Source organism: Nocardioides sp., assembly GCF_036274455.1.
Lineage (GTDB): Bacteria > Actinomycetota > Actinomycetes > Propionibacteriales > Nocardioidaceae > Nocardioides.
This window is the reverse complement of record NZ_DASUFR010000165.1, coordinates 1-26,637: the sequence shown is the minus strand read 5'-3', so window position 1 is coordinate 26,637 and position 26,637 is coordinate 1. Positions and strand designations below refer to the sequence as shown.

The following is a 26,637-nucleotide window of genomic DNA, read 5'->3' as shown; positions in this document are numbered from 1 at the left end:
GAGGTCATCCTCAGCGCCGGCTTCGTCGGCTCGGCCCAGCTCCTGATGCTCTCGGGCGTCGGCCACGCCCAGCACCTCAAGGACCACGGCATCGACGTCGTCGCCGACCTACCGGTGGGCGACAACCTGCACGACCACCTCTTCCACGCGCTGACCTTCCACGCGACCACGTCCAGGATGCGGGGCACGCCCCTCTTCTTCGCCAAGGGTGTGGCCAAGGAGGTCGCCCGGCCCGGCCGGTCGTTCCTCGCGCACACGGTCTTCGAGGCCGTCGCCTTCGTTCGTACGTCGCTGGCGACCGACGTGCCCGACCTGCAGCTGCACCTGCTGCCGTGGGCTTACGTCTCGCCGAACCAGGACGAGCCGATCCGCCACGACGTGGACCCACGGCCGGCGTTGACGGTGCTGACCACGCTGATCTACCCGCGCAGCCGCGGGACGCTCCGGCTCGCCAGCACCGACCCGGCCGCGGCCCCACTGATCGACTTCCAGTACCTGGCCGACCCGGCCGACCTCGACGTGCTCGCCGAGGGGTCGGAGATGGTCCGCGAGATCATGGGTGGCGCGGCGTTCGGCGGTGCGGTCAAGGAGGAGATCCACCCCGGTGCCGGGCTGACCGGCCAGGAGCTCCGCGACGAGATCCTCAACCGGGCCACGTCGGTCTACCACGGCGTCGGTACCTGCCGGATGGGCGTCGACGAGCTCGCCGTCGTCACCCCCGACCTCAAGGTCCGAGGTGTCGACGGGCTGCGGGTGTGCGACGCGTCGATCATGCCGTCGGTCACCGGCGGCAACACCAACGCGCCCGCGATCATGATCGGCGAGCGGGGCGCGGACCTCGTCCTCGGAAGGGGCTGACGCCGATGGCACTCCAGCGACCCGCGACCCTCACCGACGCCTTCCTCGAGCGGCTGGTCGCCTGCGTGCCGTCGACCAGCGGCGGCGCGTGGAAGCTCACCGAGGTCTACACCGGTGACCTGCTCGTCGAGCTGCCGCAGTCCACGCCGGACGACGTCGCGGCGGCGTACGCCGAGGCGCGGGCGGTGCAGGAGGAGTGGGCGGCGCGGCCGGTGAAGGATCGGCTCGCCGTGTTCAAGCGGGCGCACTCGCTGTTCATCGACAACGCGCACACCACCACCGACCTGATCCAGGCCGAGTCGGGCAAGAACCGCCGGATGGCGATCGAGGAGACCTGTGACCCGGTGATGGTCATGTCGCACTACCTCAAGCGGGCGCCCAGGCTGCTCAAGCCCGTCAAGCGCGGCGGCCCGGTGCCGGTGGTGTCCAGCTCGACCGAGATCCGCGTGCCCAAGGGCGTCGTCGCGATCATCGCGCCCTGGAACTTCCCGTTCGCCACCGGAATCTCCGACGCGATCCCGGCGCTGATGGCGGGCAACGGCATCGTGCTCAAACCGGACAACAAGACCGCCCTGTCACCGCTCTACGGCGTCCAGATGCTCGAGGAGGCCGGCCTTCCGCGCGGGCTCTTCCAGGTGGTCTGCGGGGAGGGCCCGGACGTCGGGCCCGCGCTGGTCGACCACGCCGACTACGTGATGTTCACCGGCTCCACCGCGACCGGCCGGGTCATCGGCGAGCGCGCCGGCCGGAACCTGATCGGCTGCTGCCTCGAGCTCGGCGGCAAGAACCCGATGATCGTGCTGCCCGATGCCGACCTCGAGGAGACCGTCCAGGGCGCGCTGTTCGGCGCCTTCGGCAACACCGGTCAGATCTGCATGCACATCGAGCGGATGTACCTCCCGGCGTCGCGGTACGCCGAGTTCCGCGACCGCTTCGTCGCCGCCACCGAGGCGCTGTCCCTCGGCGCGTCGTACGACTTCGGCCCCGACGTGGGCTCCCTCGTCTCGCCCGACCACAAGGACCGCGTGCAGTCGCACGTCGAGGACGCCGTGGCCAAGGGCGCCACGGTGCTGACCGGTGGGCGTGCACGGCCCGACCTGGGGCCGGCGTTCTTCGAGCCGACCATCCTCGAGGGCGTCACCAAGGACATGCTCGCCGGCGTCACCGAGACCTTCGGTCCGGTGGTCGCACTGCACTCCTACTCGACGGTCGACGAGGCGGTCGCGCTGGCCAACGACACCGACTACGGCCTCAACGCCTCGGTATGGGGCGGCGACGTCGCGGCTGCGTGCGGCGTTGCCCGCCGGATCGAGTCCGGCAACGTCAACGTCAACGACATCCTCGCCGCGGCGTTCGCGTCGAAGGGCACGCCCTCGGGCGGGATGAAGCAGTCCGGCGTCGGCGCCCGCCACGGCGACCAGGGGCTGCTGAAGTACACCGACGTGCAGAACCTCGCGGTGCTCAAGAAGCAGGTCATGGGCGCGCGGCCCGGCCAGGACTACGAGAAGTACGTCAAGGGGATGCTCTCCGGGCTGAAGCTGATGCGCCGGACCCGGATCCGGTGAGCCTCCCGCCGACTCCATGTAACTGACTGTTCAGCACACTGCCATGCGCGAACTCAGGCATGGCAGTGTGCTGAACAGTCAGTTACAAGTGGCGGGGCGGCCAAGGCAGGTGGTCCAGGCGCTCAGGCCCCGCGTTGGGCCCGGAGCTCCCGCGCCTGCCGGACCAGCCGCTCAGGGAGCTGGTCGCCGAAGCGGGCGAGCGTGTCCCGATACTCCGCGAGCAGCCGCTTCCTGGCCGACGCGCGGTTCGGCGGCCACAGGTCCTTCCAGATGATGTGCGACGTCCCCAGCCCCTCACGGCCGAGCTCGATGTCTCGCTTGCGAGCAGCCCACATCACTTCGTGCGGTGGATCGGCTGCGACCCCGCCCGCCTCGGGTGGCCTGAACTTGATCTCACCGTGGAACTCGAAGATGTGACGACCCACCCGCAGATCTCCCCACGCGACGCGCCCGCTCTCCAGGCGTGTCGGGAACTGAGGATCGATGTCTCCGATCTGTAGTTCCGCGACGAGCATCCTCGCCATCGTCTCCGCGAGGTTGGCTGCCTCCGGTCGCGCGAACGCGACGGCTTGTCTGGTCCGCTGGATGTGCGGCCAGCAGTGCATCACCCCGTAGGCCGCCTCGAGCGCTGACCGAGTCACCCCGCGGCGCATTGCGGCGTCGCACGCGATCTCGCCGTACGGCGGGCCGAGCTCCCGCGCGATGTCCACGGCCGTGCGGGCGAGGTCGAGGACCTCCAGATCGCCGATCCTCTCCACCTGCTCGCTGTCGTACCTGGCCAGATGATGCTTCACGCCGGCGCGGGCCCAGGCAGCCGTCGACCCAGGACGCGTGATGTGGACGTGGGGCTCCGGAGGAACGAGGATCTCGAGCTCGTGCTCATGGGCGCTGCTGTCGTGGCTGAGCACCCAGTGCCGCCGCATGACCATCAACGCCGCTCGGCCGCGGAGGCGGTGCTGCTCGTGGTAGTCGTCGAGAGCGCGCCAGTGCTCGCCGTCGGCGTAGACCCCGTGGCGCACAGGCACGAGCGCACCGGTGCGGACCAGGTGCGTGAGCCGGGTCGTGGTCAACCCGCAGTCGCGCGCCATGCCGGCGGTGATCAGACCGTGGTTGGCCGCCATGAGCTGGCGCATGGACAAGTGCATGACCGGTCCATGCCCGGCTCGACCTGACTCGACGCCGGCTTCTCGAAGGCTGTGGAGAAGGTCCTGCCACTCGGCGCCAGCCACTTGTAACTGACTGTTCAGGCCACTGTCATGCCTGAATTCACGCAGGCCAGTCTGCTGAACAGTCAGTTACAAGCGGCAGCAGCTCAGGCGACCTGCAGGCTCCGTTTCGACAGCCCCATCCAGAAGCCGTCGATCTTCTGCAGCCCCGGCTCCTCGGGGTCGGTGGCCGCACCGAGGGTGACGAACAGCGGGGTGTAGTGCTCGACGGTCGGGTGCGCGTAGGGCATCCCCGGCGCCTGCGTCTGGTACGACGCGAGCGCGTCGACGTCACCGCGGGCGAGGGCGTCGCCGGCCCAGGCGTCGAAGTCGGTGGACCACCCGGGCGCCTCGGCGTCGATGCGGAACTCCTTGAGAAACCGCAGACCGTGGGTGAGGAAGCCCGATCCGATGATCAGCACGCCCTCGTCGCGGAGCGGCCGCAGCCGGCGACCCAGCTCCAGCAGACGCGCGGGGTCATGGGTGGGGAGCGAGAGCTGGAGCACCGGGATGTCGCCGGCCGGGTACATGATCCGCAGCGGCACCCAGGCGCCGTGGTCGAGGCCGCGGCTCGCGTGCTGGTGCACGGGCTCGGTGCTGGGCATCATCGCGGCGACCCGCTGGGCGAGCGCCGTGGCCGGTGGGGTCTCGTAGGTCATCCGGTAGTACTTCGCGTCGAAGCCGCCGAAGTCGTAGACCAGCGGCGCGCCGTCGGCGCTCAGCATCACCGGCGCCGACTCCCAGTGCGCGCTGACGATCAGGATCGCCGAAGGGCGCGGCAGGTCGGCGGCCCAGGAGGCCAGCTGCCCCGACCAGACGGGGTCGTCCAGCAGCGGAGGCGCGCCGTGGCCGATGTAGAGCGCGGGCATCCGGTCGTCCATGACGACAACATAGTTTCACGTTCAACTTCATTCCGCCAGCGACCAGTCGACGGGTGCGGCGCCCTGCTCCTCGAGCATCCGGTTGACCCGCGAGAACGGCCTGGACCCGAAGAAGCCCCGGCCGGCCGAGAGCGGCGAGGGATGCGCCGACTCGACCCAGGGCACCTGGCCGAGCATCGGCTTGAGCGACTGGGCGTCACGGCCCCAGAGAACGGCGACGCACGGGCCGCCGCGCTCGACCAGCGCGGTGATCGCCCGCTCGGTGATCTCCTCCCAGCCCCGCCCCCGGTGTGATGCGGGCTCGCCCGGCCGGACCGTGAGGACCCGGTTGAGAAGCATGACGCCCTGGTCGGACCAGCCGGTGAGGTCACCGTGCTTCGGAGGTACGACGCCGAGGTCGTTGCGCAGCTCGAGGTAGATGTTGACCAGGCTCCTGGGCAGCGGCCACACGTGCTTCTCGACCGCGAAGCTCAGCCCGATCGGGTGGCCCGGCGTCGGGTAGGGGTCCTGCCCCACGATGAGGACGCGAACGCCGGACAGCGGCCGGCGGAAGGCGTGGAAGATGTTGTCCCCGGCCGGCAGGTACTTCCTCCCCGCGGCCAGCTCCTCGCGCAGGAACCGGCCCATCTGCTCGATCCGGTCGTCGACCGGAGCCAGGGCCGCGGCCCAGTCCGGCGCCATCAGCTCCTTGTCGACGAGCCCGGCGAGTGCTGACACCCGGCCAACCTAGTGACGGGTCGAACATAATCGGCACATGGCCCCCGACGCCCGGACCGTTGTGCTGCCACCGGTGGTCGACCGGTGAAGGGGGTCTCGTGCGTCGACGCCACCCTGTCGGTGGTCGACCTGCCCGACCCCATCCCGGCCAGGGGACAGCTCGTCCTCGACGTACTGCGCTGCGGCATCTGCGGCTCGGACCTGCACGCTCGCGAGCACTGCGACGACCTGGCCGGCGTGATGGCGGAGCTCGACTACGGGCAGTTCATGCGCCGCGACCGGCCGACCGTCATGGGCCACGAGTTCGTCGGCGCGGTGCGTGAGCGCGGCCGAGGCGTTCGCAAGGAGTTCCGCGAGGGCACCCACGTCGCGGTCTTCCCGCTGCAGAGGGTGGGCGGCGCCGTACACCCGACCGGGCTCTCGCCGCTGGCGCCCGGCGGGTACGCCGAGCAGGTCGTGGCCGAGCAGTCGCTGTCGTTCCCGGTGCCCAACGGCCTCGCGCCGGACGTCGCGGTCCTCACCGAGCCGATGGCCGTCGCCCTCCACGCGGTCAACCGTGGCGAGGTCTCGAGGAAGGACGTCGCGATCGTGCTGGGCTGCGGTCCGGTGGGGCTGGCCGTCATCTGCTGGCTGACGGCCCGTGGCGTCCGGACCGTCGTCGCCTCGGACCCGTCGCCCGGCCGGCGCGAGCTGGCCGCCAGGTGCGGGGCCCACATCGTGGTCGACCCCACGGAGGAGTCGCCGTACGCCGCGACCTCGTCGACGTTCATGACCAGGGCGCCCGACCTGATGGACCTCGCCGTCGGCTCGATGGACCGCCTGCGCCGCGTGCCCGGCTGGCGTCACCTCTTCCGGGTGGCCAACGCGGCGGGCAAGGCGACGCCGTCGGGACCGGTCGTCTTCGAGTGCGTCGGCGTCCCGGGGATGATCGACTCGGTCGTCTCGCAGGCGCCGATGGCGGCCCGGGTGGTCGTGGTCGGCGTCTGCATGGGCGGCGACGCGTTCCGTCCATCGATGGCGATCAACAAGGAGATCGACCTGCGGTTCGTGCTCTGCTACACGCCGCTGGAGTTCCGCGACGCGCTGCACGCGCTGGCCGACGGCAAGGTCGACGCCTCGGCTCTCGTGACCGGCACCGTGGGGCTGGACGGCGTCGCGGCGGCCTACGACGCCCTCGCCGACCCCGAGCGGCACGCGAAGATCCTCGTCGACCCGGCGTCCTCGGCGACGACGCCTGCCTGAGATGGCCCGACGGGCTAACGTCTCCGACGTCCACGAGCTCGCCGCGGCGATGCCCGGAGCCACCCGCTACCCCGACCGCGACCGGGCGGTCTACCAGGTCGGCGGCCGCAGCTTCGTCTTCTTCCGGACGCCGCGGCCGGACGCGGTCGACCCGGAGACCGGCGAGCGGTACGACGACGTCATCGTGTTCTGGGTCGAGTCCGAGGAGGACAAGCGCGCCCTGGTCCTCGACGAGTCGACGCCGTTCTTCACCACGCCGCACTTCAACGGCCACCCCTCGGTCTTGCTGCGCGGATCCCGGGTCGCCGAGCTGTCGGTCGACGAGCTCCGGGAGGTGGTCCAGGACGCGTGGCTGGCGCGGGCCGGGAAGCGGGCGCGGGCCGCGTGGCTGGCCGAGCACCCGCCCGCCCGCTGAGATCAGCGGCTGGGCCGGGACAGACGATCGAGGAAGGCGATCAGCAGCGCCTCGCGCATCGAGGGGGACGCGACGTCGAGCAGGGCGTTGACCTCGGCCATCCGGTCGGGGAGGGCGAGGCCCTCGTCCCCGGAGCCCACCAGCCCGGACGCGGCGAGCAGGCCGTCGAAGTCGGAGTCGCTGAGCGCGTGCGGGTCGAGTGCCTCGATGAACGCCACCACCTCCGGGTCGACGGTGACCGGACCGGCTGCCCGGGCCGCCGCGACCGACTCGCGGAGCGCGGCGAGGAGCTCCTCGACGTGGGGCCGCGTTGCGGCGCTCACCGAGAGGTGGACCGTCGGCGGGGTGCCGGCGAAGGACATCTGCGGCTGGACGTACCACCCGCGCGAGGCCATCTCGTCGCAGACCGTGAACGCATCGCAGCTGTCGTCGGTCACCAGGGCGATCAACGTCGACTGTGGAGGAACCAGCACGTCGACGCCCGGGATGTCGGTGGTCCCGGCCAGGATCGCGTCGACGGCCTCGAACACCTCTCGGGAAAGGAGCTCGTAGCCCGTGTCACCCAACGACTCGACCACGGCCCAGGCGCCGGCCAGGGGGCCGCCCGACTTGGTCGACTGCATCGTCGAGTTCAGCATCGTGTAGCCCGGCCACGCCGCCGACGCGAACAGCTGCGGCCTGCGCAGCCCAGGCGTGCGGTGCAGCAGGAGCGAGGTGCCCTTCGGTGCATAGCCGTACTTGTGCAGGTCGACCGAGATCGACGTGACCCCGTCCACCGCGAACGTCCACGGCGGCACGGCCCGGCCGAGCCGCGCGGCGTAGGGCAGCACCCAGCCGCCGATGCACGCGTCGACGTGACACCGGATCCCGCGCGCCGCCGCCAGCGCCGCGAGGCCGGTGACCGGATCGACGACCCCGTGCGCGTAGGACGGCGCGCTCGCGACCACCAGGACCGTCCGGTCGCGGGCCTCGTCGACGGCGGCCTCGGTGGAGGCTACGTCCGCGGTGAAGTCGTGGGCGACCGGCACCAGCACCGGCTCCACGCCGAAGTAGTGCGCGGCCTTGTGGAACGCCGCGTGCGCGGTCGCGGGCAGCACCATGCGGGGCTCGGCCACATCCGGACGCGCGTCGCGCGCGGCCTGCACCGCGAGCAGCACCGACTCGGTGCCGCCCGAGGTGACCGTGCCGACTGCCGTGTCCGGTCCGTCCAGGAGGTCGAGCGCGAAGCCGACCAGGTCGTTCTCCATCTGCAACAGGCTGGGGAACGCCGTCGGGTCGAGCCCGTTGGAGCCGGCGTACGCCGCCACCGCCTCGCGGCCGATCCGGTCGACGTCGGGCCGGCCGGAGTCGTAGACGTAGGCCAGGGTGCGGCCGCCGTGCACCGGCAGGTCGCGGGCCTGCAGGGCGCGGAGCCGGTCGAGGGCGTCGCTCATGCCACCGCCTCCGGCGCGGTGTCCGCATCGACCTGGTCCGAGCCGAGGGTGTAGCGCGCCAGCCACGCGAGGCTGACCACGACCAGGAGCGCCGGCAGCACCGAGAAGCCGAGCGTGATCGCGGTGAGTGCCGAGTCCGGCTGGGCGACGTCACCGTCGGTGCTCGACCGGTAGCCGCCGAGCGCGAGCACGAGCGCGAACAGCCCGGGCCCGAGCGCGAGGCCGAGCGTCTCGCCGGCCGTCCAGACACCGGTGTAGACGCCGACCCGGTTGGTCCGGGTCCGGCGCGCGTCGACGGCCGCAGCGTCGGGGAGCATCGCCATCGGGAAGACCTGGGCGCCGGCGTAGCCCACCCCGATCAGGGCGACGGCAGCGACGACGACGCCGAACGGTGCGGAGCGGGCGGTCACGGCCAGCAGCGCGCCGCCCGCCAGGAAGAGCGAGGAGATCACGTAGCCCTGCTTCTTGCCCATCCGGGCGCCGAGTGCCGACCATGCCGGGGTCAGGAGGAGGGCGGGCCCGACGAAGCAGACGAACAGCACGGTCGACGCGCCCTCCCGGTCGAGCACGTCGGTGGCCATGTAGTCGACTCCGGCGAGCATGCAGCCGGTGGCGAGCGCCTGGACGACGAACGTGGTCAGCAGGAACCGGAAGTCGCGGGCGCCCGCAACGATCCGCAGCTGGTCGCGCAGCGTGCCCGGCCCCGGCTGGACCGCGCCGATCGGCGCCCGGCGGGTGCCGACGTAGGCGCCGACCACGCCGACGGTGATGACCAACGCCATCGCGACCCCCATGACGCGGTAGCCGGCCCGGCCGCCGACCGCGTCGCGGATCAGCGGCGCGCTCGCTCCGGCGAGCATGATCGTGAAGGCCAGGATCGCGACCCGCCAGGTCATCAGCCGGGTGCGCTCGTCGTAGGACGACGTCATCTCGGCCGGCATCGAGACGTAGGGCACCTGGAAGAAGCCGTAGGCCGTCGCGCAGGCCAGGAAGCAGACCAGCACCCAGCCGGCCTCGGCGGCCCTGCCCATCGAGGGGGCCGCGAACAGCAGCGCGAAGCACACCGCCAGCGCGAGCCCGGCCCGCAGCAGCCACGGCCGGCGCGGCCCGCGGGCGTCGACCGTGCGGTCGCTGATCCGGCCGGCGATCGGGTTGAGGACGACGTCCCACGCCTTCGGCGCGAAGACGATGAAGCCGGCCGCCAGGGCCGCGATCCCCAGGCTGTCGGTGAGGTAGGGCAGGAGCATCAGCCCGGGCACCGTGCCGAACGCCCCGGTGGCCACCGAGCCCGTGCCGTAGCCGACGCGCACCGACCGCGGCAGCGCCGGGGTGGCCTCCACGACGGTCACGGCGCGAGGTTGCGCGAGGCCGCGGAGCCGTAGCGGCGGCTCGGGTTGGACCCGATCGTGTCGGTGCTCGGCGGGATCTCCTCCTGCGTCCTGCCGGACCTCGGGCTCGTGGCCGGCCCGCGCGGTGCCGAGGTCCGGGACCACTGACCGACCCACTCGTCGAGCACCTGCCAGGTCGAGCCGCGCGCCGCGCGGCCGGTGAGCAGGCCGAGGTGGCCGCCGGGCACGATCTCGAACCGCACCTCGGGCGAGCCGGAGAGGAGGGGCACGACGGCCTTGACCGCGTTGACCGGCGCGATGCCGTCCGTCGCGCCCGCGACGACCAGGACCGGCACCGTGAGCGCGGCCAGGTCGACGGTGCGGTGGGCGAGCTCGTAGCGTCCGGTGCTGAGCACGTTGCTGCGCACGAAGCGGTGGTAGAGCTGGCCGAAGCTGCGGCCGGGGTAGGCGCTCATCTTGGAGGTGAACCGGTCCACCGCCTCCAGCTGGGCGAGGAAGTCGGCGTCGTCGAGCCGGGTCGCGACGGCCAGCGGGCGGGTCACCAGCTTCTGGAACGACGCAAGCTGGAAGGCCCACGTGACCAGCGGCTTCGGTGCGCCGCCGATCACTCGGTAGAACGGCGTCAGCAACCGCCCGTCGGCCAGGTTCAGCAGCGGGCGCAGCGGCGCGACCAGAGGCACTTGGCTGACGTCGATCGGTGAGCCGAGGACCGTCACCGACGCGATGGGCAGGTCCGCCCGGTCCGCCGTGGCGAGGAGCGCGAAGATGCCGCCGAGGCTCCAGCCGACCAGGTGCACCGGCCGGCCGCCCGCGTGCTGGGAGACGGCCTCGACCGCGGCCGGGACCACCTCCTCGACCCAGTGCTCGATCCCGAGTCCGCGGTCGCGGAACGAGACCTCGCCGTACTCGACGAGGTACGTCGGCCGGCCGGCCTCGACGAGGTGCTCCACCACCGAGCAGCCGCGGCGCAGGTCGTAGCAGAGTGCCGGCGCGGCCAGCGGGGTCACCAGCAGCACCGGGTCGCCCTGCTCCTGCGCGCTGGCGGCTGGCCGGTAGTGGTAGACCTCGCGGAGCTCGCCCTCGTCGATGAGCGTGCGCGGCATCGGCCGCAGGTCGGCGAGCCCGCCGTACAGGATCTTGTGGGCCACGTTGCCGGCTGCGGCGACGACCTGGTCCGGCCCGGGCACGAGGTTCATCGCGAGCTCTCCGCGAGAGCGCGGGCGCCGTTCGTGGGGTGCAGGTCCACGTGGGGAACGGTAGTCGTCCGTCGGCCCGCAGGGGATCGACGGTGCGTGGTCGGGCGGGGTGCTGCTAGACACACGCCATGAGGTGGAGTCGGGTCCTGGGCGGGGCCGCGGCGGTGACGGGCGCGGTGGCGGCCTACGACCTGACCCAGAAGAAGCACGCCATCCTGCGCAACTTCCCGATCATCGGGCACCTGCGGTTCACCCTCGAGCGGTTCGGTCCCGAGCTGCGCCAGTACATCGTGACCGGGAACGACGAGGAGCGGCCGTTCAGCCGGGACCAGCGACGCTGGGTCTACGCATCGTCCAAGCTGGAGAACAACTACTTCGGGTTCGGCACCGACAACGACCTCGAGAACGCCGAGGGCTACCCGATCATCAAGCACCGCACCTTCGCCGGGCCCGGCGCACCGACGGCGTCGCACGCCCACGAGGACGCGGCGCTGCCGTCGGGCAAGGTGCTCGGTGGCCCGCGTGGGAGGCGGCAAGCATTCCGCCCGGCATCGGTGGTCAACGTCTCGGGGATGAGCTTCGGGGCGCTCTCGGGCAACGCGATCGAGGCGCTGAACCGCGGAGCGGCCATCGCGGGGTGCCTCCACAACACCGGCGAGGGGGCGATCTCGGCCTATCACCGCAGCGGTGGCGATCTCGTCTTCCAGATCGGCACGGGCTACTTCGGGTGCCGCGACGGGCAGGGTCGGTTCGACCTCACCCGGCTCGTCGACCTCGTCGCCTCGACGGCCGTCCGCGCGATCGAGATCAAGCTGTCGCAGGGAGCCAAGCCCGGCCTCGGTGGCATGCTCCCCGGTGCCAAGGTGAGCGCGGAGATCTCGCGGATCCGCGGCGTCGAACAAGGCAAGGACTGCGCGTCGCCGAGCCGGCACCGGGTGTTCTCCGATGTCGACTCGATGGTCGACTTCGTCGAGACCGTCGCGGACGCGACCGGGCTGCCGGTGGGCATCAAGTCCGCGGTGGGTGACCTGGGGTTCTGGGACGACCTCGTGCGCATCATGGCGACCGAGCCGCGCGGGGTCGACTTCGTCAACGTCGACGGCGGCGAGGGCGGGACCGGCGCGGCCCCGCTGCTGTTCGCCGATGCCGTGGCCTACCCGTTCCGCATCGGCTTCTCGCAGGTCTACGGCCGGTTCGCCGCCGCGGGGCTCACCGACGACGTCACGTTCATCGGAGCGGGCAAGCTGGGCATCCCCGAGAACGCCGTGGTGGCCTTCGCGCTCGGGGTCGACATGGTCAACGTGGCTCGCGAGGCGATGCTGTCGATCGGGTGCATCCAGGCCCAGAGGTGCCACACCGACCACTGCCCGGTCGGGGTTGCGACCCAGAACCCTCGATACACCCGGGGGCTGGACCCGACGCTGAAGAGCGTCCGGTTCGCCAACTACGTCCGGACCCTGCGGCGCGACCTGCTCAAGGTCTCCGAGGCCGTCGGGGTCGTCCACCCAAGCCTGATCGGACCCGACGACGTCGACGTGCTCAACGGCGTCTGCACGACCCGCTCGGTGCGCGAGGTCTACGGCTACGAGCCCGGGTGGGCCCTCCCCGGGCCCGAGCTCGTGGCTGAGATCGCCGGGTTGATGGCACCCCAGGTCTCCGCCACCCAGCCGCAGGCGACCTGACCGCGGCCTGACCGCGCTCAGCGCCTCCGCGCCGGCCTGACAGTCTTGCCGTGCGCGTCGGGCACGGCGGTGAGCGCGCTCATGTAGCTCTCCGCCCAGGCGTTCACGTCGTGGCTCCGGACGGTCTTGCGCATCGCACGCATCCGCCTGGTCAGCTCCTTGTCGTCGGCCTGGTAGGCCTCGAGCAGCGCGGACTTCATGCCGTTGATGTCGTAGGGGTTGACCAGCCAGGCCTGCCGCAGCTCGTCCGCCGCTCCGGCGAACTCCGAGAGGACCAGCGCGCCCAGGTCGTCGTACCGGCACGCGACGTACTCCTTGGCCACCAGGTTCATGCCGTCGCGGTACGGCGTGACGACCATGACGTCGGCGGCGCGGTAGAGGGCGGCCATCTCCTCGCGGGGGTAGGACGAGTGCAGGTAGCTGATCGCCGGCCGGCCGATCTTGCCGTGGTCGCCATTGATCCGGCCGACCAGCCGGTCAGTCTCGTCGCGCAGCCGCTGGTACTCCTCGACCTGCTCGCGGGACGGCACCGCGACCTGGACGAACACCGCGTCCTCGACGTCGAAGTGCTCGTCACCGAGCAGCTCCGCGTAGGCCCGGAGCCGCGCATAGATGCCCTTGGTGTAGTCGAGCCGGTCGACGCCGAGGAAGATCTTGCGCGGCTCACCCAGCGCGCTGCGGATCTCCTTCGCGCGGGCGGTCACCTCCGGCGACTGGGCGAGCTGCTCGAACTCCTTGGTGTCGATCGAGATCGGGAACGCCGCCGCGCGCACCGTCCTGCCGTCGGGCAGGTAGACCATGTCGCGGTGCGTCTTGTGGCCGACCCGCTGCCGCACCAGGCGGACGAAGTTCGCGGCACCGCCGGGCAGCTGGAACCCGACCAGATCCGCGCCCAGCAACCCCTCGAGGACCTGGCGTCGCCACGGGAGCTGCTGGAACAGCTCGGCCGGCGGGAAGGGGATGTGGAGGTAGAAGCCGATGCGCAGGTCCGGGCGAAGCTCGCGCAGCAGCTGGGGCACCAGCTGCATCTGGTAGTCGTGGACCCACACCAGTGCGCCCTCGTTGGCCAGCTCGGCGGCCTGGGCGGCGAACCGCTGGTTGACCGCGACGTAGGAGTCCCACCACTCGCGGTGGAACTCCGGCTTGGCCACGAGGTCGTGGTAGAGCGGCCACAGCGTGCCGTTCGAGAACCCCTCGTAGTGTCCCTCGATCTCCTCGGCCGTCATCGTCATCGGGAACATCTCGAGCCCGTTGTCCTCGAACGGCTCGAGGTCCTGCTCGGTGCCGCCCGGCCAGCCCATCCAGACGCCGTCGTTGGCGCGCATCACCGGCTCGATCGCGGTCACCAGGCCGCCTGGGGACGGACGCCACGTCGACGTCCCGTCGGGCTGGTCGACCCGGTCCACCGGAAGCCGGTTCGCGACGATCACGAGGTCGTAGCCCACGTGGTCACCATAAGCATGTGCCGGTGGTCACACCCCACCCCGATGGGCCTGCGCCCACCATCGGGATGTCCGGCCAGCCCGACACCGGCTGTCGCGCTGGCAGGATCGTCCCGGCGCTCGTCCACGACGACGCTGGAGCCATGACGGACACCCTGACGACGACCCAGCCGCTTTCGATGACACTCCCCACCTACGCCGACCGCCCCGCGCCGACCCGCCCGCGCGGCGTACGGCGCGTGCTCTACGACTCCGGCTACGCGCTCTCCGCCTTCGTTCTCGCGGTGCCGGCGTTCGTCGTCGTCGTCACCAACCTCGCGCTCGGCATCGGGCTCGCGATCCTGATCGGTGGCGTCCTGCTGCTGTGGGTGGCCGTGATGGTGGCCCGCGGCTTCGCGCGCTTCGAGCGGATGCGGCTGCGCGGGATGCTGGGCAAGCCGGCCGAGACGCCGGCCTACCTCTGCCCGAAGCCGGAGGCCGGCTTCTGGCGCAAGGTGCTGCTGCCGCTGCGCGACGCCCAATCGTGGCTCGACGTGCTCTGGAGCGTGCTGGGCCTGATCACCGGGACGATCGCGTTCTCGCTGGCCGTGGCGTGGTGGGCAGCCGCTGCGGGCGGGCTGTCCTACTGGTTCTGGCAGCGCTGGATCCCGGAGGACTCCGACGGGACCACCGGCCTCGCCGATCTGCTCGGCCTCGGCGAGGGGCGGCACGACGAGATCGTGCTCAACCTCGTGGTCGGCGGCATCGCCCTGGTCACCCTCCCCCTGGTGGTGCGGCTCGCGGCGGCGACGCACGGCGGCCTCGCGCACCTGCTGCTCAGCAGCCGCGCCGAGCTCCAGCACGAGGTACGCCGGGTCGAGGGCGGGCGCGACGCCGCCCGGACGGCCGAGGCCGTCTCGCTGCGCCGGCTGGAGCGCGACATCCACGACGGGCCGCAGCAACGCCTCGTCCGGCTGCAGATGGACCTGGGCCGGATCAAGAAGCAGCTGGCCGAGGACCCGGCGCTGGCGAGCCGGACCGTCGACGAGGCGATGCTCCAGGCCCGCGAGACCGTGGACGAGCTCCGCTCCCTGTCGCGAGGCATCGCGCCGCCCCTGCTGGTGGACCGCGGCCTGTCCGCGGCGCTCGGTGAGCTCACCGTGCGCAGCGAGGTCCCGGTCGAGGCGACGGTCGAGGTGCCCGACGCGCTGCCGCCGCACGTCGAGACCGCGGTCTACTTCGTGGTCGCCGAGGCGCTCACCAACATCGCCAAGCACAGCGGCGCCACCCGGGTCTCGGTCGGCGTGTGGATGGAGAGCGGCGGCGTCGAGGTCAGGGTCGAGGATGACGGCGTCGGAGGAGCCCACCTCGCCAAGGGCAGCGGCCTGGCCGGCCTGCAGCAGCGGGTGATCGCTGCCGACGGCCGGCTCGAGGTCACCTCGCCCGAGGGCGGTCCCACCGTCGTCAACGCCTGGATCCCGGTCGGAGGCCCATGACCACACCGAAGCCCTTGAGGGTCGTCGTCGCGGACGACTCCCTCCTGCTGAGGGAGGGGCTCCAGCTGCTGCTCGCCGAGGCCGGCCACGAGGTCGTGGCCGGCGTCGGCGACGGTCCGTCGTACGTCGCCGCGATGCTCGAGCACCGCCCCGACGTCGGGGTGGTCGACGTGCGGATGCCGCCGAGCCACACCGACGAGGGGCTGCGAGCGGCCGTGGAGGTGCGCGCGGCATGGCCGGACGCGCGGATCATGGTGCTGTCGCAGTACGTCGAGGTCTCCTACGCCGACGACCTGCTCGCGTCGGGCGACGGCGGCGTCGGCTACCTGCTCAAGGACCGGGTCAGCGACCTCGACGACTTCCTGGCCGCGCTGGCCACGGTGGCCGACGGCGGGACCGCGCTCGATCCACAGGTGGTCGCCCAGCTGATGAACCGGCGCCGCGACCCGCTGGAGTCCCTGACGCCGCGCGAGCGCGAGGTGCTGGCCTTGATGGCCGAGGGCCGGTCCAACGCAGCCGTCGCCGAGGCCCTCGTGGTCACCGAGGGGGCCGTCGAGAAGCACACGCAGCGGATCTTCGCCAAGCTCGGCCTGATGCCGGACGACGGCCAGCACCGGAGGGTGCTGGCCGTGGTGCGCTTCCTCCGGGCGGGATAGCCCGGCGTCGTGCACCGAGCGATGTCCCGGTCGAGGGTCAGTTGGAGGGCCTGACACCCGTCCCGTCAGACCGCGCTGCTGTCACCGTGCCGGATGTGATGTCGTCGATCCGGGTCATCGAGATCGTCGACACGAACTGAGTCGAGTTGAGGAGCGTGAACGTGTTCGCACTGGTGCCGTAGCAGGTGAGCATAGGCGCTGTACTCGTGACGTTCACGACGCCACTGCCACTTGGGGTGCTGAACGACGAGTCCGAGCCTCCGTTGTACCCCTCAGCGATCGAGGTTGCACCTCCGGTCTGCAAGTAGCACGCCACCTGGCCTGCACTGAGCCCGAACACGGTGTACGCGAACTGGTAGTTGCCGGCTGGTACACCGTTCAACGTGTAGCTCTTCGTAGTCGCCGCGGCGCCGCCCACCGGCAAGCGGAAGCTGAGTGCCGGGCTTTGGTATGCACTCGCCGGCCGGCCGTTCAGACTGGTGGCGTTCGTAGCGGTGTCCGCGGAGGCGGCGTGAGCGACCGAAAGCTTCGGCGCCTCCTTGTGGACCACCTTCTTGGCGATCTTCTTGACCTGGCTCTTGGTGATCCCGGCCGCGGTGGCGGTGCCGAACGACCCGAGGAGAAAAGCCACGACGGCGACCAGCGCCATCACGGACAGGGGGTCGAGCGCTTGAGCATGGATTCCTCCGCACGTCCCGGCGTGAGGAGGAGCGTGGCCAGGTTGGGTGCGCCGGGGACGTCATCGCCCACCCCGAATTCGCCGTGACCCCGGTGCCGCAGCAGCTCCGTGCTCATCGTGACCTTCGACCAACCTGCACACCTGACTAGATGGGGTCAGGTCTGCCTCCCCCCAGCCGGGCCATGTCGTGGTCCACCTCCGCCTTCGAAGAAGCACGACGCGAGAAGCACGACGCCCGAGCCGGCGAACCCGTGCGACGGCCCAGCCCCCGAAGGCGCCGGGCCGTCGCCGGGATGGCCGGTCAGCCGGGTGCTCGGAGCTCAGCTGCCTGCGGCGGGCCGGGAGTCGGCCGGCCTGGCGGCCGCGGCGGAGCCGGTCACCGGGTTGCTGACCGGCACGAGGGTGACGGTGTTCTCGTTGAAGGAGTTCATCGTGTAGGTGCCGGAGGTCATGCTGCAGTCGAGGCCGAACCCGGTGGCCGTGGTGAGGACCGCGGTGGCCGAGATCCGCGTGAAGCTGTTGGAGAAGTTGGCACCGTAGTTCGGAGCGGCGATCAGGCCGGTCGACGTCCCGCTGAACGAGCAGGTGACGAACCCGGCACCGCTGGTGTTCGCGGTGAAGGCGTACGACGCGACGTAGGTGCCGGCCGGGAGGCCCGGGAAGGTGTAGTGGCGGCTGCCGCTCGCGGCCTGGACCGGCAGCGTGTACCTGTAGACGGTGTTCTGGTAGGCGCTGGGCGGCAGGCCGCCGAGATTGGTGGCGTTGGTGGCCGTGTCCGCGGACACGGCGTGAGCGACCGAGAGGCTGGGCGCCTTCTTGTCGACCACCTTGGCGGCGATCCTCTTGACCGCGCCCTTGGTGAGCCCGGCCGCCTGCGCCGTGCCGAACGTGCCGACGACGAGCGCCACGACGGCGACGACGACGACGAGCGGGAGAGCGGTGATGCGGGTCTTCTGCATGATGGGTGTCCTCCGGAGGGAGACGGGTTGTGGTTGTCCCCGCTCAGGAGGAGGGGCCCAGCCGGCAGATATGGCCCGGGCGGGCCATTGCCGCCACGTCAGTCGCCGGCGTATTGCAGGCCGATCTCGGCCCTCAACCTGGATCCAGGCTCAGGCCGTCCATCTGTCGGATGACAGATCGTCAATGTCCTGGCGTGCGGTTCCTGCGACACGGATGACCGTGTCTTCCGCGTCCCGTGTTCGGGGCGGTCCACGCGATACAACGGGTGCGCACCCTGCCGTCCTCATCCGACTAGGAGACCCGTCCATGGCTCACGTCGCACCTGCCAGCAAGCTCAAGACCGTCGTCGCCGTGCTCGGCGCCACCGCCCTCCTCCTGGTCGGGATCGGTGTCGCCGCGGATGCGGCCGGGAAAGCGAAGCCGGTCCTGCTCGGCGCCAAGAACAAAGCCACCAAGGCCACGACGATCCAGAACAAGAAGTCCAAGCCGGCCCTTGCCCTGAAGACCAAGAGCGGGCCCGCGCTGTCGGTCAACACCAACTCGCTGATCGCCAACCTCAACGCGGACCTGGTCGACGGCAAGAGCCTCGATGACATCGCTCCGGTGACGCAGACGTTCTCGATCGGGACCTCGGGGCAGCCTGGCAGCGGCGCCTCGCAGTACTTCCAGACCACGAGCATGCCGGGTGGCACCTACGAGTTCTTCCTCGGCGGAGCCATGGAGACCAACACGGGCGACAGCAACACCTGCGCCGTGCTCGACGCCACTCGCTTCGTCGCCTCCGGGGGCACTGACCTCTCGGCGATCTACATCTACGACACGCTCGGGGAGGGCGGGATCCAGGCGTTCTCGGGCCACTTCGTCGGGAACGTGACCGCGGGCAACCGACTGATGTTCGCCTGTGGCCTCGACACTGGCTCGACCGTGGTCCAGCCCGCACAGTTCGTCATGCGCAAGCTCGACCGGACCGGCGCGATCCCCAACGTCGGTCCGACCACCTTCCCGAAGGGCGCCAAGAGCCCGGTGGGCAACTGAGCCCACGGGCCCGCTCGGCGATCTCTGACCAGTGGCGGTGGGCTCCCAGCGGGGGCCCGCCGCCCGTCGCTCACCCGTCGCCGGCGTACCGGACGCCCACCATGGCTCGGAGCCCGTCCATCTGCCGCATGATCGTGAGGGTCTGGGCATGTGGCACGAGCGGGCTCTCGAGCAGCCCCTCCGCCAGGCAGCGCTGGAACTCCAGCGCCTCGTGCGCATAGCCACGTCCGATCACCGGCACGGCACCCTCGAACCGCACGGACGCACCACGGTCCACGTCGTCGTTGGTGCCACCGACGGCGGTCGGCGTGAACGTCGCATGGCTGGGGTGGTGGAAGTCCTCGAGGACCAGCCGGCCGCGGTCGGTCGCGATGTCGGCGCGGCGCGACGACCACGAGGACATCGACCCGTGCATGGTGGCGACCGCACCGCCTTGGTAGCGGCCGGCGATCGCGATGCCGAGGTCGACGCCCGACTCCGACAGCACGGCGGTGGCGGTGAGCTCCTCGGCCTCACCGAGGAGGAGGTGCGCGAAGGTCAACGGATAGATCCCCACGTCGAGCAGTGCGCCGGCGCCCAGCGCCACGTCGTTCAGCCGGTCCTCCGGCGGGGCGTCCACCACGAAGCCGAGCTCGGCGTGGAGGTGCCGCGGCGTGCCGAAGGCCCCGTCGCGCAGGGACTGCCGAACGGCCAGGACCACCGGGTGGGTGGCGGTCCACATCGCCTCCATCAGCAGCCGCCCGCGGGCGACGGCCAGCGCGAACAGCTCCTCGGCGTCGGACGCGCGCAGGGTGATCGGCTTCTCGCACAGCACGTGCTTGCCGGCTTCGAGCGCCGTGGTGACGTGCTCCACGTGCAGCGCGTGCGGCGAGGCGACGTACACCGCGTCGACGGACCCATCGGCCAGCAGCGCCTCGTAGGAACCGTACGCAGAGGCGAAGCCGAGCTCCCGGGCGAACGCCGCCGCCCGCGCCTCGGAGCGCGAGCCGACCGCGGCAAGCTCCGCGCCGGGCACCAGCCGCAGGTCGCGGGCGAAGGTGCGAGCGATGCGTCCGGGCCCGAGGATGCCCCAGCGGGTGGTCATGCGGGCACAGTATCGGGACGGCCACGGCACGCCGGGCGACTGAATGACATCGGTGTGATTCGTCGCCTACGATGACTGCATGGATGCGGCGAACGTCGGGCGCTCTGACGCCGGTCAGGCCGAGGGGCCCGTCCTCAGCGACCGCGACCGCGAGATCCTGGAGTTCGAGCGGCACTGGTGGAAGTACGCCGGCGCCAAGGAGACCGCGGTCCGCGAGAAGTTCGACATGTCCTCCACGCGCTACTACCAGGTGCTCAACGCCCTGATCGACCGACCTGAGGCGCTCGAGGCCGACCCGCTCCTGGTCCGCCGGCTGCGCAGGCTGCGGGCGGCTCGCCAGCGGCAGCGCTCGGCGCGCCGGCTCGGCTTCGAGATCTAGCGCCATGGTCCGGTCCCGGGGCGTCGGGCGCGGCTTCGCGCGCAACGAGCGAGGTGTCGTCTTCCCCTCGCCGGTGGTGATCCTCAGTGTCGTGGCCGTCGCCATGGCCGGCATCGCCTTCGTGGCCACCCGCGACAGCGCGCCGCAGGAGAAGGAGATCACCACGATCTCCCAGCCGGAGGAGACGCCGTCGGCGGCACCCGCCACCCCCACGCCGACGAAGCCGCCGAAGCCGCAGAAGCCGGAGGTCGACCGCTCGAAGGTCTACGTGGTCGTCTTCAACAACTCCAACGTGCAGGGGCTGGCCGGCCGGGTCGCCGCCAAGGCGGGCCAGATCGGGTGGCAGGTCGTGGGTGCCGACAACTGGTACGGCACGATCCCGGCCTCCACGGTCTACTACCCGCCGCGACTCGAGCGGGCGGGCCGGCTGCTCGCGCTCGACCTCGGCATCCAGCGGACCGCCCCGGCGGTCGACCCGATGCGGCTCGACCGGCTCACGGTGATCCTCACCGGCCCGCTCGACGGGGTCTGACCCGGCGCGGATCCGCGGCCCGCCTGTGATGGGGTGGTGCCATGGAGTTCACCTCGGCGGACGGCGAGCGCAAGTACGCCGCCCTGGTCCGAGCGGCCGTCGAGACCGTGGTCGGGCTGGACTTCGACGGCACCCTCGCGCCGATCGTCGAGGACCCGGCCGAGGCACATATCCATCCCGACGCCGGTGCGGTCCTCTCCGCCCTGGCCGAGCAGGTGCGTGCAGTCGCGGTGGTCACCGGGCGGCCGGCCCGGCAGGCCCTCGACCTCGGCGGCCTCGAGCAGGTCGGCAATGCGATCGGTGACGCCGGAAAGGAGCTCTACCTGTTCGGCCAGTACGGCAACGAGCGCTGGACCTCCACCAACCGCCGGATCGTCTCGCCGCGCCCGCCGGCCGGGCTGGCGTCCTTCACCGCCGAGCTCCCACGGCTGCTGCGTCGCCACGACGCCGCCGACGCCCACGTCGAGGAGAAGGGGCTGGCGGTCGCCGTCCACACCCGCCGGCTGCCCGAGCCGGACCGCGCCTTCGAGGAGCTGTTGCCGGTGCTCGAGGAGCGAGCCGCCCGCTACGACCTCGTCGTCGAGCCCGGCAGGCGGGTGATCGAGGTGCGCTCGCCCGGCATGGACAAGGGCGTCGTGGTCCGCACGCTGGCCGGGGAGCTGGAGGCGGGCGGGTTCGCCTTCGTCGGCGACGACCTCGGCGACGTCGGGGCCTTCGAGGCGGTCGCCGCCCTGTCGGCCGATGGCCTCCCCACCCTCCTGGTCTGCTCCGCCTCCGAGGAGGAGAGCGCCCTGCTCGAGCTCGCCGACCTCCTCGTCGACGGCCCCGACGGCGTCATGGACCTCCTGCGTCAGCTCACCTCGGACGCCGCCTCCCTCCGCGCCTGACTCGGCGACGATGTTCGCCCTGAACGAACGCCGGAACAGCCGCTCGACCCCGGAAGTTGAGCCGATATGACTCAAGCTTCGCTACCGGTGCTGTTCTTGTCGGATCTCGTGGTCCTGCCCGGCATGGTCGTGCCGATCCCGCTCGACGAGGCGGCCCAGGCCGCGGTCGACGCCGCCCGCGCCAGCTCGAACAGCGAGCTGCTGCTCGCGCCCCGGCTCGAGGACCGCTACGCGTCCTACGGCGTCGTGGCCACGGTCGAGCGCGTCGGCCGGATGATGGGCGGCGGCGCCGGGGCCGTCCTGCGCGCCGGTCGCCGGGCCCGCATCGGCAGCGGCGTCACCGGACCGGGCGCGGCGCTGTGGGTGGAGGCCGAGCCGGTCGAGGAGACCGTCAGCGACCACGCCCGCGAGCTGGCCGAGGACTACAAGCGGCTCGTCGTCGCCGTGCTCCAGCGCCGGGAGGCCTGGCAGATCATCGACCAGGTCAACCAGATGACCGACCCGAGCCTGATCGCGGACGCCGCGGGCTGGGCGCCGTACCTCTCCGACGAGCAGAAGCGCGAGCTCCTCGAGGAGCCGGACGTCGAGAAGCGGCTCCAGACGCTCATCGTCTGGACCCGTGACCACCTGGCCGAGGCCGAGATCTCGGACAAGATCAGCGAGGACGTCCGCGAGGGGATGGAGAAGTCCCAGCGCGAGTTCCTGCTCCGCCAGCAGCTGGCCGCGATCCGCAAGGAGCTGGGGGAGGGCGAGCCCGAGGGCGCCGACGACTACCGCGCCCGGGTCGAGGCCGCCGAGCTGCCCGAGGAGGTACGCGCGGCCGCGCTCAAGGAGGTCGACAAGCTCGAGCGCTCCAGCGAGCAGAACCCCGAGGCGGCCTGGATCCGCACCTGGCTCGACACGGTGCTCGAGCTCCCGTGGTCCACGACGACCGAGGACAACAACGACATCACCCGGGCCCGCGAGCAGCTGGACGCCGACCACCACGGCCTCGACGAGGTCAAGGAGCGGATCGTCGAGTACCTCGCGGTCCGGTCCCGCCGCGCCGAGCGTGGTCTCCAGGTGATCGGCGGCCGGGGCTCCGGTGCGGTGATCCTGCTCGCCGGTCCTCCCGGCGTCGGCAAGACCTCTCTGGGCGAGTCCGTGGCTCGCGCCATGGGCCGCAAGTTCGTCCGCGTCGCCCTCGGCGGCGTCCGGGACGAGGCGGAGATCCGCGGCCACCGGCGCACCTACGTCGGCGCGCTCCCGGGCCGTGTCGTCCGGGCGATCAAGGAGGCGGGTTCGATGAACCCGGTCGTGCTTCTGGACGAGGTCGACAAGATCGGCAGCGACTACCGCGGCGACCCCGCGGCCGCCTTGCTCGAGGTGCTCGACCCGGCGCAGAACCACACCTTCCGCGACCACTACCTCGAGCTGGACCTCGACCTGTCGGACGTGCTCTTCATCGCCACCGCCAACGTGGTCGAGCAGATCCCCTCCGCGCTGCTGGACCGGATGGAGCTGGTCACCCTCGACGGCTACACCGAGGACGACAAGGTCGCGATCGCGCGGGACTTCCTCCTGCCCCGGCAGCTGGAGCGGGCGGCGCTGACCGCGGACGAGGTGTCGGTCACCGACGCCGCGCTGCGCGAGCTGGCCGCCAACTACACCCGCGAGGCCGGCGTACGCCAGATGGAGCGGCTGATCGCCAAGGCGCTGCGCAAGGCGGCGACGAAGCTCGCCGTCGGGGAGACCGACCACGTCGACGTCGACGAGCCGGACCTCAAGGAGCTGCTCGGCCGGCCGCGGTTCACCCCCGAGACGGCCGAGCGCACCTCGGTCCCGGGCGTGGCCACCGGCCTGGCCGTGACCGGCCTGGGCGGGGACGTGCTCTACATCGAGACGTCGGCCCACGAGGGCAAGGCGGGGCTCACGCTCACCGGCCAGCTCGGCGACGTGATGAAGGAGTCGGCCCAGATCGCGCTGTCGTTCGTGCAGGCGCACGCGGTCGAGCTCGGCGTGGACCCGGCGTTCTTCGACCGGGCCATCCACGTCCACTTCCCGGCCGGCGCGGTCCCGAAGGACGGGCCGTCCGCGGGCGTCACGCTCGTCACCGCACTCACCTCGCTGGCCAGCGGCCGGCCGGTGCGCTCGGAGGTCGGGATGACCGGCGAGGTCACGCTCAGCGGCCGGGTGCTGCCCATCGGCGGCGTGAAGCAGAAGCTGCTCGCCGCCCAGCGGGCCGGGCTCACCGAGGTGTTCCTGCCCCAGCGCAACGAGCCCGACCTGGACGACGTCCCGGCCGAGGTCCGCGAGGCGCTCACCGTGCACATCGTCGGCGACGTGCTCGACGTCGTCCGCGGTGCCCTGACCCCGGCGGGAGGCGCGCGGTCGGAGGACGAGGCCACCGCAGCCGCCTGAGCCGGAAGGTACGCCGGTCCCGGGTCCACATCTCGGGACCGGCGTACGCATGTTGAGACGATGTTCCCGTACAGTGGTCCTGCTCATCCAGAGGGACTGAGGGAAACGGCCCGTCGAAGTCCCGGCAACCGCCGCGCAGGTCAGCGAGCTCGCGGAAAGGTGCCAATTCCGTCCGGAGCGAGAGCCGCGCCGGAGAGATGAGGAGGACTCCATGAGCGCTGTTGTCACCGAGCGGCCGACGGTCCGCGTGGGCGCCTTCGGGAACGCGAAGGCCCTGTCGTGCCGCGAGTGCGGCCACCAGGTCGGGCTCGGCCCCTTCTACGCCTGCCCGGAGTGCTTCGGGCCGCTGGAGGTCGCCTACGACTTCCCGCACGTGACCCGCGAGGAGATCGAGGCCGGCCCCCGCAACATCTGGCGCTACAAGGCGCTGCTGCCGGTGCCCAGCGACATCGAGGAGAGCCCCAACACCGAGCCCGGGTTCACCCGCCTGCTCCAAGCCCGCAACCTCGCCCGCGAGCTCGGCCTGGCAAAGCTGTGGGTCAAGGACGACTCCACCAACCCGACCAACTCCTTCAAGGACCGCGTGGTCGCCTGCGCGCTCAGCGCCGCGCGCGAGCTCGACGCCAAGGTGTTCGCCTGTCCCAGCACCGGCAACCTGGCCAACGCCGTGGCCGCCGCCGGCGCGCGGGCCGGCATCAAGACGGTGGTCCTCATCCCGAGCAACCTCGAGCAGCCCAAGCAGGTCAACTCCGCGGTCTACACCGAGCAGCTGGTGGCCGTGAACGGCAGCTACGACGACGTCAACCGGCTGGCCTCGGAGATCGCGGGCGAGGAGGACGGCTGGGCGTTCGTCAACGTCAACGTCCGCCCCTACTACGCCGAGGGTTCCAAGACCCTCGGCTACGAGATCGCCGAGCAGCTCGGCTGGCGGCTGCCCGACCAGATCGTGATCCCCGTGGCCAGCGGCTCCCAGCTGACCAAGGTGGACAAGGCGTTCCAGGAGCTGATCGCGCTCGGCCTGGTCGAGGACAAGCCCTACAGGGTGTACGGCGCCCAGGCCACCGGCTGCTCCCCGGTGAGCACCGCGTGGCGCGACGACGCCCCCGCCATCCGTCCGGTCAAGCCGGACACCATCGCCAAGAGCCTGGCCATCGGCAACCCGGCCGACGGCATCTACGTCCTCGACATCTGCCGGCGCACGGGTGGAGCCGTCGAGGACATCACCGACGAACAGGTGCGCGAGGGGATCGTGCTGCTGGCGAGGACCGAGGGCATCTTCACCGAGACGGCGGGTGGCACCACCGTCGGTGTGCTGAAGAAGCTCGTCGAGACCGGGCAGCTCGACCCCGACCTCGAGACGGTTGTCATCAACACCGGCCACGGGCTCAAGACCCTCGACGCGGTCGCCGGCTCGGTCGGCCCGGCTGCGACGATCGAGCCGACGTACGCCGCCTTCACCACGACAGGAATCGCATGAGCGTCTCAGTCCGCGTCCCGACCATCCTGCGCACCTACACCGGCGGGGAGTCGGAGGTGACCGCGAGCGGGAGCACGCTCGCGGAGATCCTCGACGACCTCGACGCCAACTACTCCGGCATCAAGGGCCGCATCCTCGACGACAACGGCGAGCTGCGCCGGTTCGTCAACGTCTACGTCGGCAACGACGACGTGCGGTTCCTCGACAACCTCGAGACCCCGACCCCCGACGGCACCCAGATCTCGGTGATCCCGGCGGTCGCCGGAGGCTGAGGCAGGCAGCTCAGCCGCCCTCGGGGGACAAGTCGACGATGACCGCGTTGCCACGGTCGTCGACCCGGACCGTGGCGACTGCGCCGTCGATGACCGCCGCCTGGAGACGCCGTGCGTCCGCCTGGCTCGTGAACCAGCTCTCGATGCCGCAGGACAGGTCCCAGCCATCGCTGTCGCACGCCAGGTAGGGCCCCTCGGCCGGCCGCTCGACCTCGTAGCCCGCCGCGACCCAGTAGTCACCGTCGCGCTCCAGGGGGACGAAGGTCGTGCCTTCCTCGGGCAGGTTCCCCGAGCGCCCCTCGTCCGGCCGCAGGTCGGGATAGCTGAGCGCGACGTAGGCACCCCGGAACGGGTCGACGGGGTCGACCGGCGCGACCCGCATCCGGTACTCGTCGCCCCGGACGTACGCCGAGAGCCGTGGCGCGACGGCGACGCCCACCAGCACCAGCTGCAGCGCGGCCACCACGGCCACGGTGGTCATCGCGCGCCTCATCGGGTCTCTCCCTCCACGTCGGCGACCGCCTCGACGAGCCGCCGGCGGGCGCGGTCGAACCCGAGCCCGGTGCCGAGGAAGACGAGGCCGACGGCCACGAACAGCCAGGCACCGTCGAGGATCCGGGCGAACACCGAGAAGCTCTGCACCGTGGTGAACACGACCAGCGCCGCGGTCGCCAGGGCCGTGAGCCGCCAGCTGTCCCGCAAGGCACCGACGACGGCGACGCCGATGGTGACCAGGACGTAGACGGCGACACCCACGATGGTGCCGGCCGCACCACCCGCCGTGACCCTGTCGTCGCCACCCGCATCCCAGAGCAC

Annotated in this window: 26 protein-coding genes and 1 riboswitch; of the genes, 14 read left to right on the top strand and 12 right to left on the bottom strand. The window is 71.5% G+C overall.

All coding sequences use genetic code 11. The features are described from left to right. Together VFV89_RS16470 and VFV89_RS16465 are read left to right on the top strand one after the other, a co-directional pair. A partial coding sequence (locus VFV89_RS16470) for a GMC family oxidoreductase (protein WP_329707042.1) occupies positions 1 to 858 on the top strand: 858 nt, incomplete at its 5' end. Positions 859 to 863: 5 nt separating this feature from the next. After that, positions 864 to 2,423 (top strand): succinic semialdehyde dehydrogenase, encoded by a 1,560-nt coding sequence (locus VFV89_RS16465; RefSeq protein ID WP_329707041.1) that lies wholly within the window; start codon positions 864 to 866, stop codon positions 2,421 to 2,423. Between the two features lie 122 nt (positions 2,424 to 2,545). Here VFV89_RS16465 and VFV89_RS16460 read toward each other — a convergent pair whose 3' ends face one another. From VFV89_RS16460 to VFV89_RS16450, 3 genes are all read right to left on the bottom strand, one after another. After that, positions 2,546 to 3,556 carry a type IV toxin-antitoxin system AbiEi family antitoxin domain-containing protein gene (locus VFV89_RS16460; protein WP_329707040.1) on the bottom strand — a complete coding sequence of 337 codons (1,011 nt, stop codon included), beginning with the start codon at positions 3,554 to 3,556 and terminating at the stop codon, positions 2,546 to 2,548. Positions 3,557 to 3,735: 179 nt separating this feature from the next. Then, positions 3,736 to 4,509, bottom strand: coding sequence for a class III extradiol ring-cleavage dioxygenase (locus tag VFV89_RS16455; RefSeq protein ID WP_329707039.1), 774 nt, complete (start codon positions 4,507 to 4,509; stop codon positions 3,736 to 3,738). 27 nt (positions 4,510 to 4,536) lie between these two features. Further along, positions 4,537 to 5,190, bottom strand: coding sequence for a uracil-DNA glycosylase (locus VFV89_RS16450; RefSeq protein WP_329707044.1), 654 nt, complete (start codon positions 5,188 to 5,190; stop codon positions 4,537 to 4,539). 120 nt (positions 5,191 to 5,310) lie between these two features. On the opposite strand from VFV89_RS16450, the gene VFV89_RS16445 reads away from it, so the two are divergent. Together VFV89_RS16445 and VFV89_RS16440 are read left to right on the top strand one after the other, a co-directional pair. Further along, entirely contained in the window at positions 5,311 to 6,468 is a 1,158-nt protein-coding gene (locus VFV89_RS16445; RefSeq protein ID WP_329707038.1) for a zinc-binding dehydrogenase, read from the top strand. A gap of 1 nt (position 6,469) precedes the next feature. Then, complete coding sequence (locus VFV89_RS16440) at positions 6,470 to 6,883, top strand: MmcQ/YjbR family DNA-binding protein (protein WP_329707037.1); 414 nt, start codon at positions 6,470 to 6,472, stop codon at positions 6,881 to 6,883. A gap of 2 nt (positions 6,884 to 6,885) precedes the next feature. On the opposite strand, the gene VFV89_RS16435 is transcribed toward VFV89_RS16440, so the two are convergent. Genes VFV89_RS16435 through VFV89_RS16425 form a run of 3 tightly spaced genes read right to left on the bottom strand, consistent with a single transcriptional unit; the run spans position 6,886 to position 10,861 of the window. After that, positions 6,886 to 8,316, bottom strand: coding sequence for a pyridoxal phosphate-dependent decarboxylase family protein (locus VFV89_RS16435; protein WP_329707036.1), 1,431 nt, complete (start codon positions 8,314 to 8,316; stop codon positions 6,886 to 6,888). Further along, positions 8,313 to 9,665: an MFS transporter gene (locus VFV89_RS16430; RefSeq protein WP_329707035.1), complete on the bottom strand. Its 1,353-nt coding sequence runs from the start codon at positions 9,663 to 9,665 to the stop codon at positions 8,313 to 8,315. Before VFV89_RS16430 ends, VFV89_RS16435 begins: the two co-directional genes overlap by 4 nt. Continuing rightward, positions 9,662 to 10,861, bottom strand: coding sequence for an alpha/beta fold hydrolase (locus VFV89_RS16425; RefSeq protein ID WP_329707034.1), 1,200 nt, complete (start codon positions 10,859 to 10,861; stop codon positions 9,662 to 9,664). Before VFV89_RS16425 ends, VFV89_RS16430 begins: the two co-directional genes overlap by 4 nt. A gap of 128 nt (positions 10,862 to 10,989) precedes the next feature. Between VFV89_RS16425 and VFV89_RS16420 the strand changes: the two genes are divergently transcribed. Next, positions 10,990 to 12,543 (top strand): FMN-binding glutamate synthase family protein, encoded by a 1,554-nt coding sequence (locus VFV89_RS16420; RefSeq protein WP_329707033.1) that lies wholly within the window; start codon positions 10,990 to 10,992, stop codon positions 12,541 to 12,543. Positions 12,544 to 12,560: 17 nt separating this feature from the next. Here the strand turns inward: VFV89_RS16420 and VFV89_RS16415 are convergent, their stop codons facing one another. Further along, a complete protein-coding gene (locus VFV89_RS16415) occupies positions 12,561 to 13,988 on the bottom strand; it encodes an alpha,alpha-trehalose-phosphate synthase (UDP-forming) (protein ID WP_329707032.1) in 1,428 nt (475 codons plus the stop codon). 140 nt (positions 13,989 to 14,128) lie between these two features. Here VFV89_RS16415 and VFV89_RS16410 point away from each other — a divergent pair, with 140 nt between their 5' ends. Then, positions 14,129 to 15,460, top strand: coding sequence for a sensor histidine kinase (locus VFV89_RS16410; RefSeq protein ID WP_329707031.1), 1,332 nt, complete (start codon positions 14,129 to 14,131; stop codon positions 15,458 to 15,460). A gap of 14 nt (positions 15,461 to 15,474) precedes the next feature. Beyond that, the gene (locus tag VFV89_RS16405) at positions 15,475 to 16,116 is read left to right on the top strand and encodes a response regulator transcription factor (protein WP_329707043.1); all 642 of its coding nucleotides are present in this window, start codon (positions 15,475 to 15,477) and stop codon (positions 16,114 to 16,116) included. 37 nt (positions 16,117 to 16,153) lie between these two features. Here the strand turns inward: VFV89_RS16405 and VFV89_RS16400 are convergent, their stop codons facing one another. Both VFV89_RS16400 and VFV89_RS16395 read right to left on the bottom strand, forming a co-directional pair. After that, positions 16,154 to 16,768, bottom strand: a complete 615-nt coding sequence (locus VFV89_RS16400; RefSeq protein WP_329707030.1) for a hypothetical protein — start codon at positions 16,766 to 16,768, stop codon at positions 16,154 to 16,156. Positions 16,769 to 17,115: 347 nt separating this feature from the next. After that, a complete protein-coding gene (locus tag VFV89_RS16395) occupies positions 17,116 to 17,754 on the bottom strand; it encodes a hypothetical protein (RefSeq protein WP_329707029.1) in 639 nt (212 codons plus the stop codon). Positions 17,755 to 18,061: 307 nt separating this feature from the next. Here VFV89_RS16395 and VFV89_RS16390 point away from each other — a divergent pair, with 307 nt between their 5' ends. After that, on the top strand, positions 18,062 to 18,790 hold the full coding sequence (locus tag VFV89_RS16390) for a hypothetical protein (protein ID WP_329707028.1): 729 nt from the start codon (positions 18,062 to 18,064) through the stop codon (positions 18,788 to 18,790). Positions 18,791 to 18,860: 70 nt separating this feature from the next. Here the strand turns inward: VFV89_RS16390 and VFV89_RS16385 are convergent, their stop codons facing one another. Continuing rightward, positions 18,861 to 19,874: a Gfo/Idh/MocA family oxidoreductase gene (locus VFV89_RS16385; RefSeq protein WP_329707027.1), complete on the bottom strand. Its 1,014-nt coding sequence runs from the start codon at positions 19,872 to 19,874 to the stop codon at positions 18,861 to 18,863. 79 nt (positions 19,875 to 19,953) lie between these two features. Between VFV89_RS16385 and VFV89_RS16380 the strand changes: the two genes are divergently transcribed. The 6 genes from VFV89_RS16380 (at position 19,954) to VFV89_RS16355 (ending at position 25,821) form a co-directional block, all read left to right on the top strand. After that, positions 19,954 to 20,253, top strand: coding sequence for a DUF3263 domain-containing protein (locus VFV89_RS16380; protein WP_329707026.1), 300 nt, complete (start codon positions 19,954 to 19,956; stop codon positions 20,251 to 20,253). 4 nt (positions 20,254 to 20,257) lie between these two features. Next, a complete protein-coding gene (locus VFV89_RS16375) occupies positions 20,258 to 20,785 on the top strand; it encodes a LytR C-terminal domain-containing protein (protein ID WP_329707025.1) in 528 nt (175 codons plus the stop codon). A gap of 41 nt (positions 20,786 to 20,826) precedes the next feature. After that, the gene (gene otsB / locus VFV89_RS16370) at positions 20,827 to 21,672 is read left to right on the top strand and encodes a trehalose-phosphatase (protein WP_329707024.1); all 846 of its coding nucleotides are present in this window, start codon (positions 20,827 to 20,829) and stop codon (positions 21,670 to 21,672) included. Positions 21,673 to 21,759: 87 nt separating this feature from the next. Beyond that, on the top strand, positions 21,760 to 24,072 hold the full coding sequence (gene lon, locus VFV89_RS16365; RefSeq protein ID WP_414690395.1) for an endopeptidase La: 2,313 nt from the start codon (positions 21,760 to 21,762) through the stop codon (positions 24,070 to 24,072). Between the two features lie 80 nt (positions 24,073 to 24,152). Further along, a riboswitch (SAM riboswitch) is annotated at positions 24,153 to 24,276 on the top strand. 7 nt (positions 24,277 to 24,283) lie between these two features. Continuing rightward, positions 24,284 to 25,549: a threonine synthase gene (gene thrC, locus VFV89_RS16360; RefSeq protein ID WP_329707022.1), complete on the top strand. Its 1,266-nt coding sequence runs from the start codon at positions 24,284 to 24,286 to the stop codon at positions 25,547 to 25,549. Continuing rightward, positions 25,546 to 25,821 (top strand): MoaD/ThiS family protein, encoded by a 276-nt coding sequence (locus VFV89_RS16355; protein ID WP_329707021.1) that lies wholly within the window; start codon positions 25,546 to 25,548, stop codon positions 25,819 to 25,821. The genes thrC and VFV89_RS16355 overlap by 4 nt, the downstream gene beginning before the upstream one ends. 10 nt (positions 25,822 to 25,831) lie before the next feature. On the opposite strand, the gene VFV89_RS16350 is transcribed toward VFV89_RS16355, so the two are convergent. Next, positions 25,832 to 26,302, bottom strand: coding sequence for a GDYXXLXY domain-containing protein (locus VFV89_RS16350; RefSeq protein WP_329707020.1), 471 nt, complete (start codon positions 26,300 to 26,302; stop codon positions 25,832 to 25,834). Positions 26,303 to 26,310: 8 nt separating this feature from the next. Further along, a partial coding sequence (locus VFV89_RS16345) for a hypothetical protein (protein WP_329707019.1) occupies positions 26,311 to 26,637 on the bottom strand: 327 nt, incomplete at its 5' end.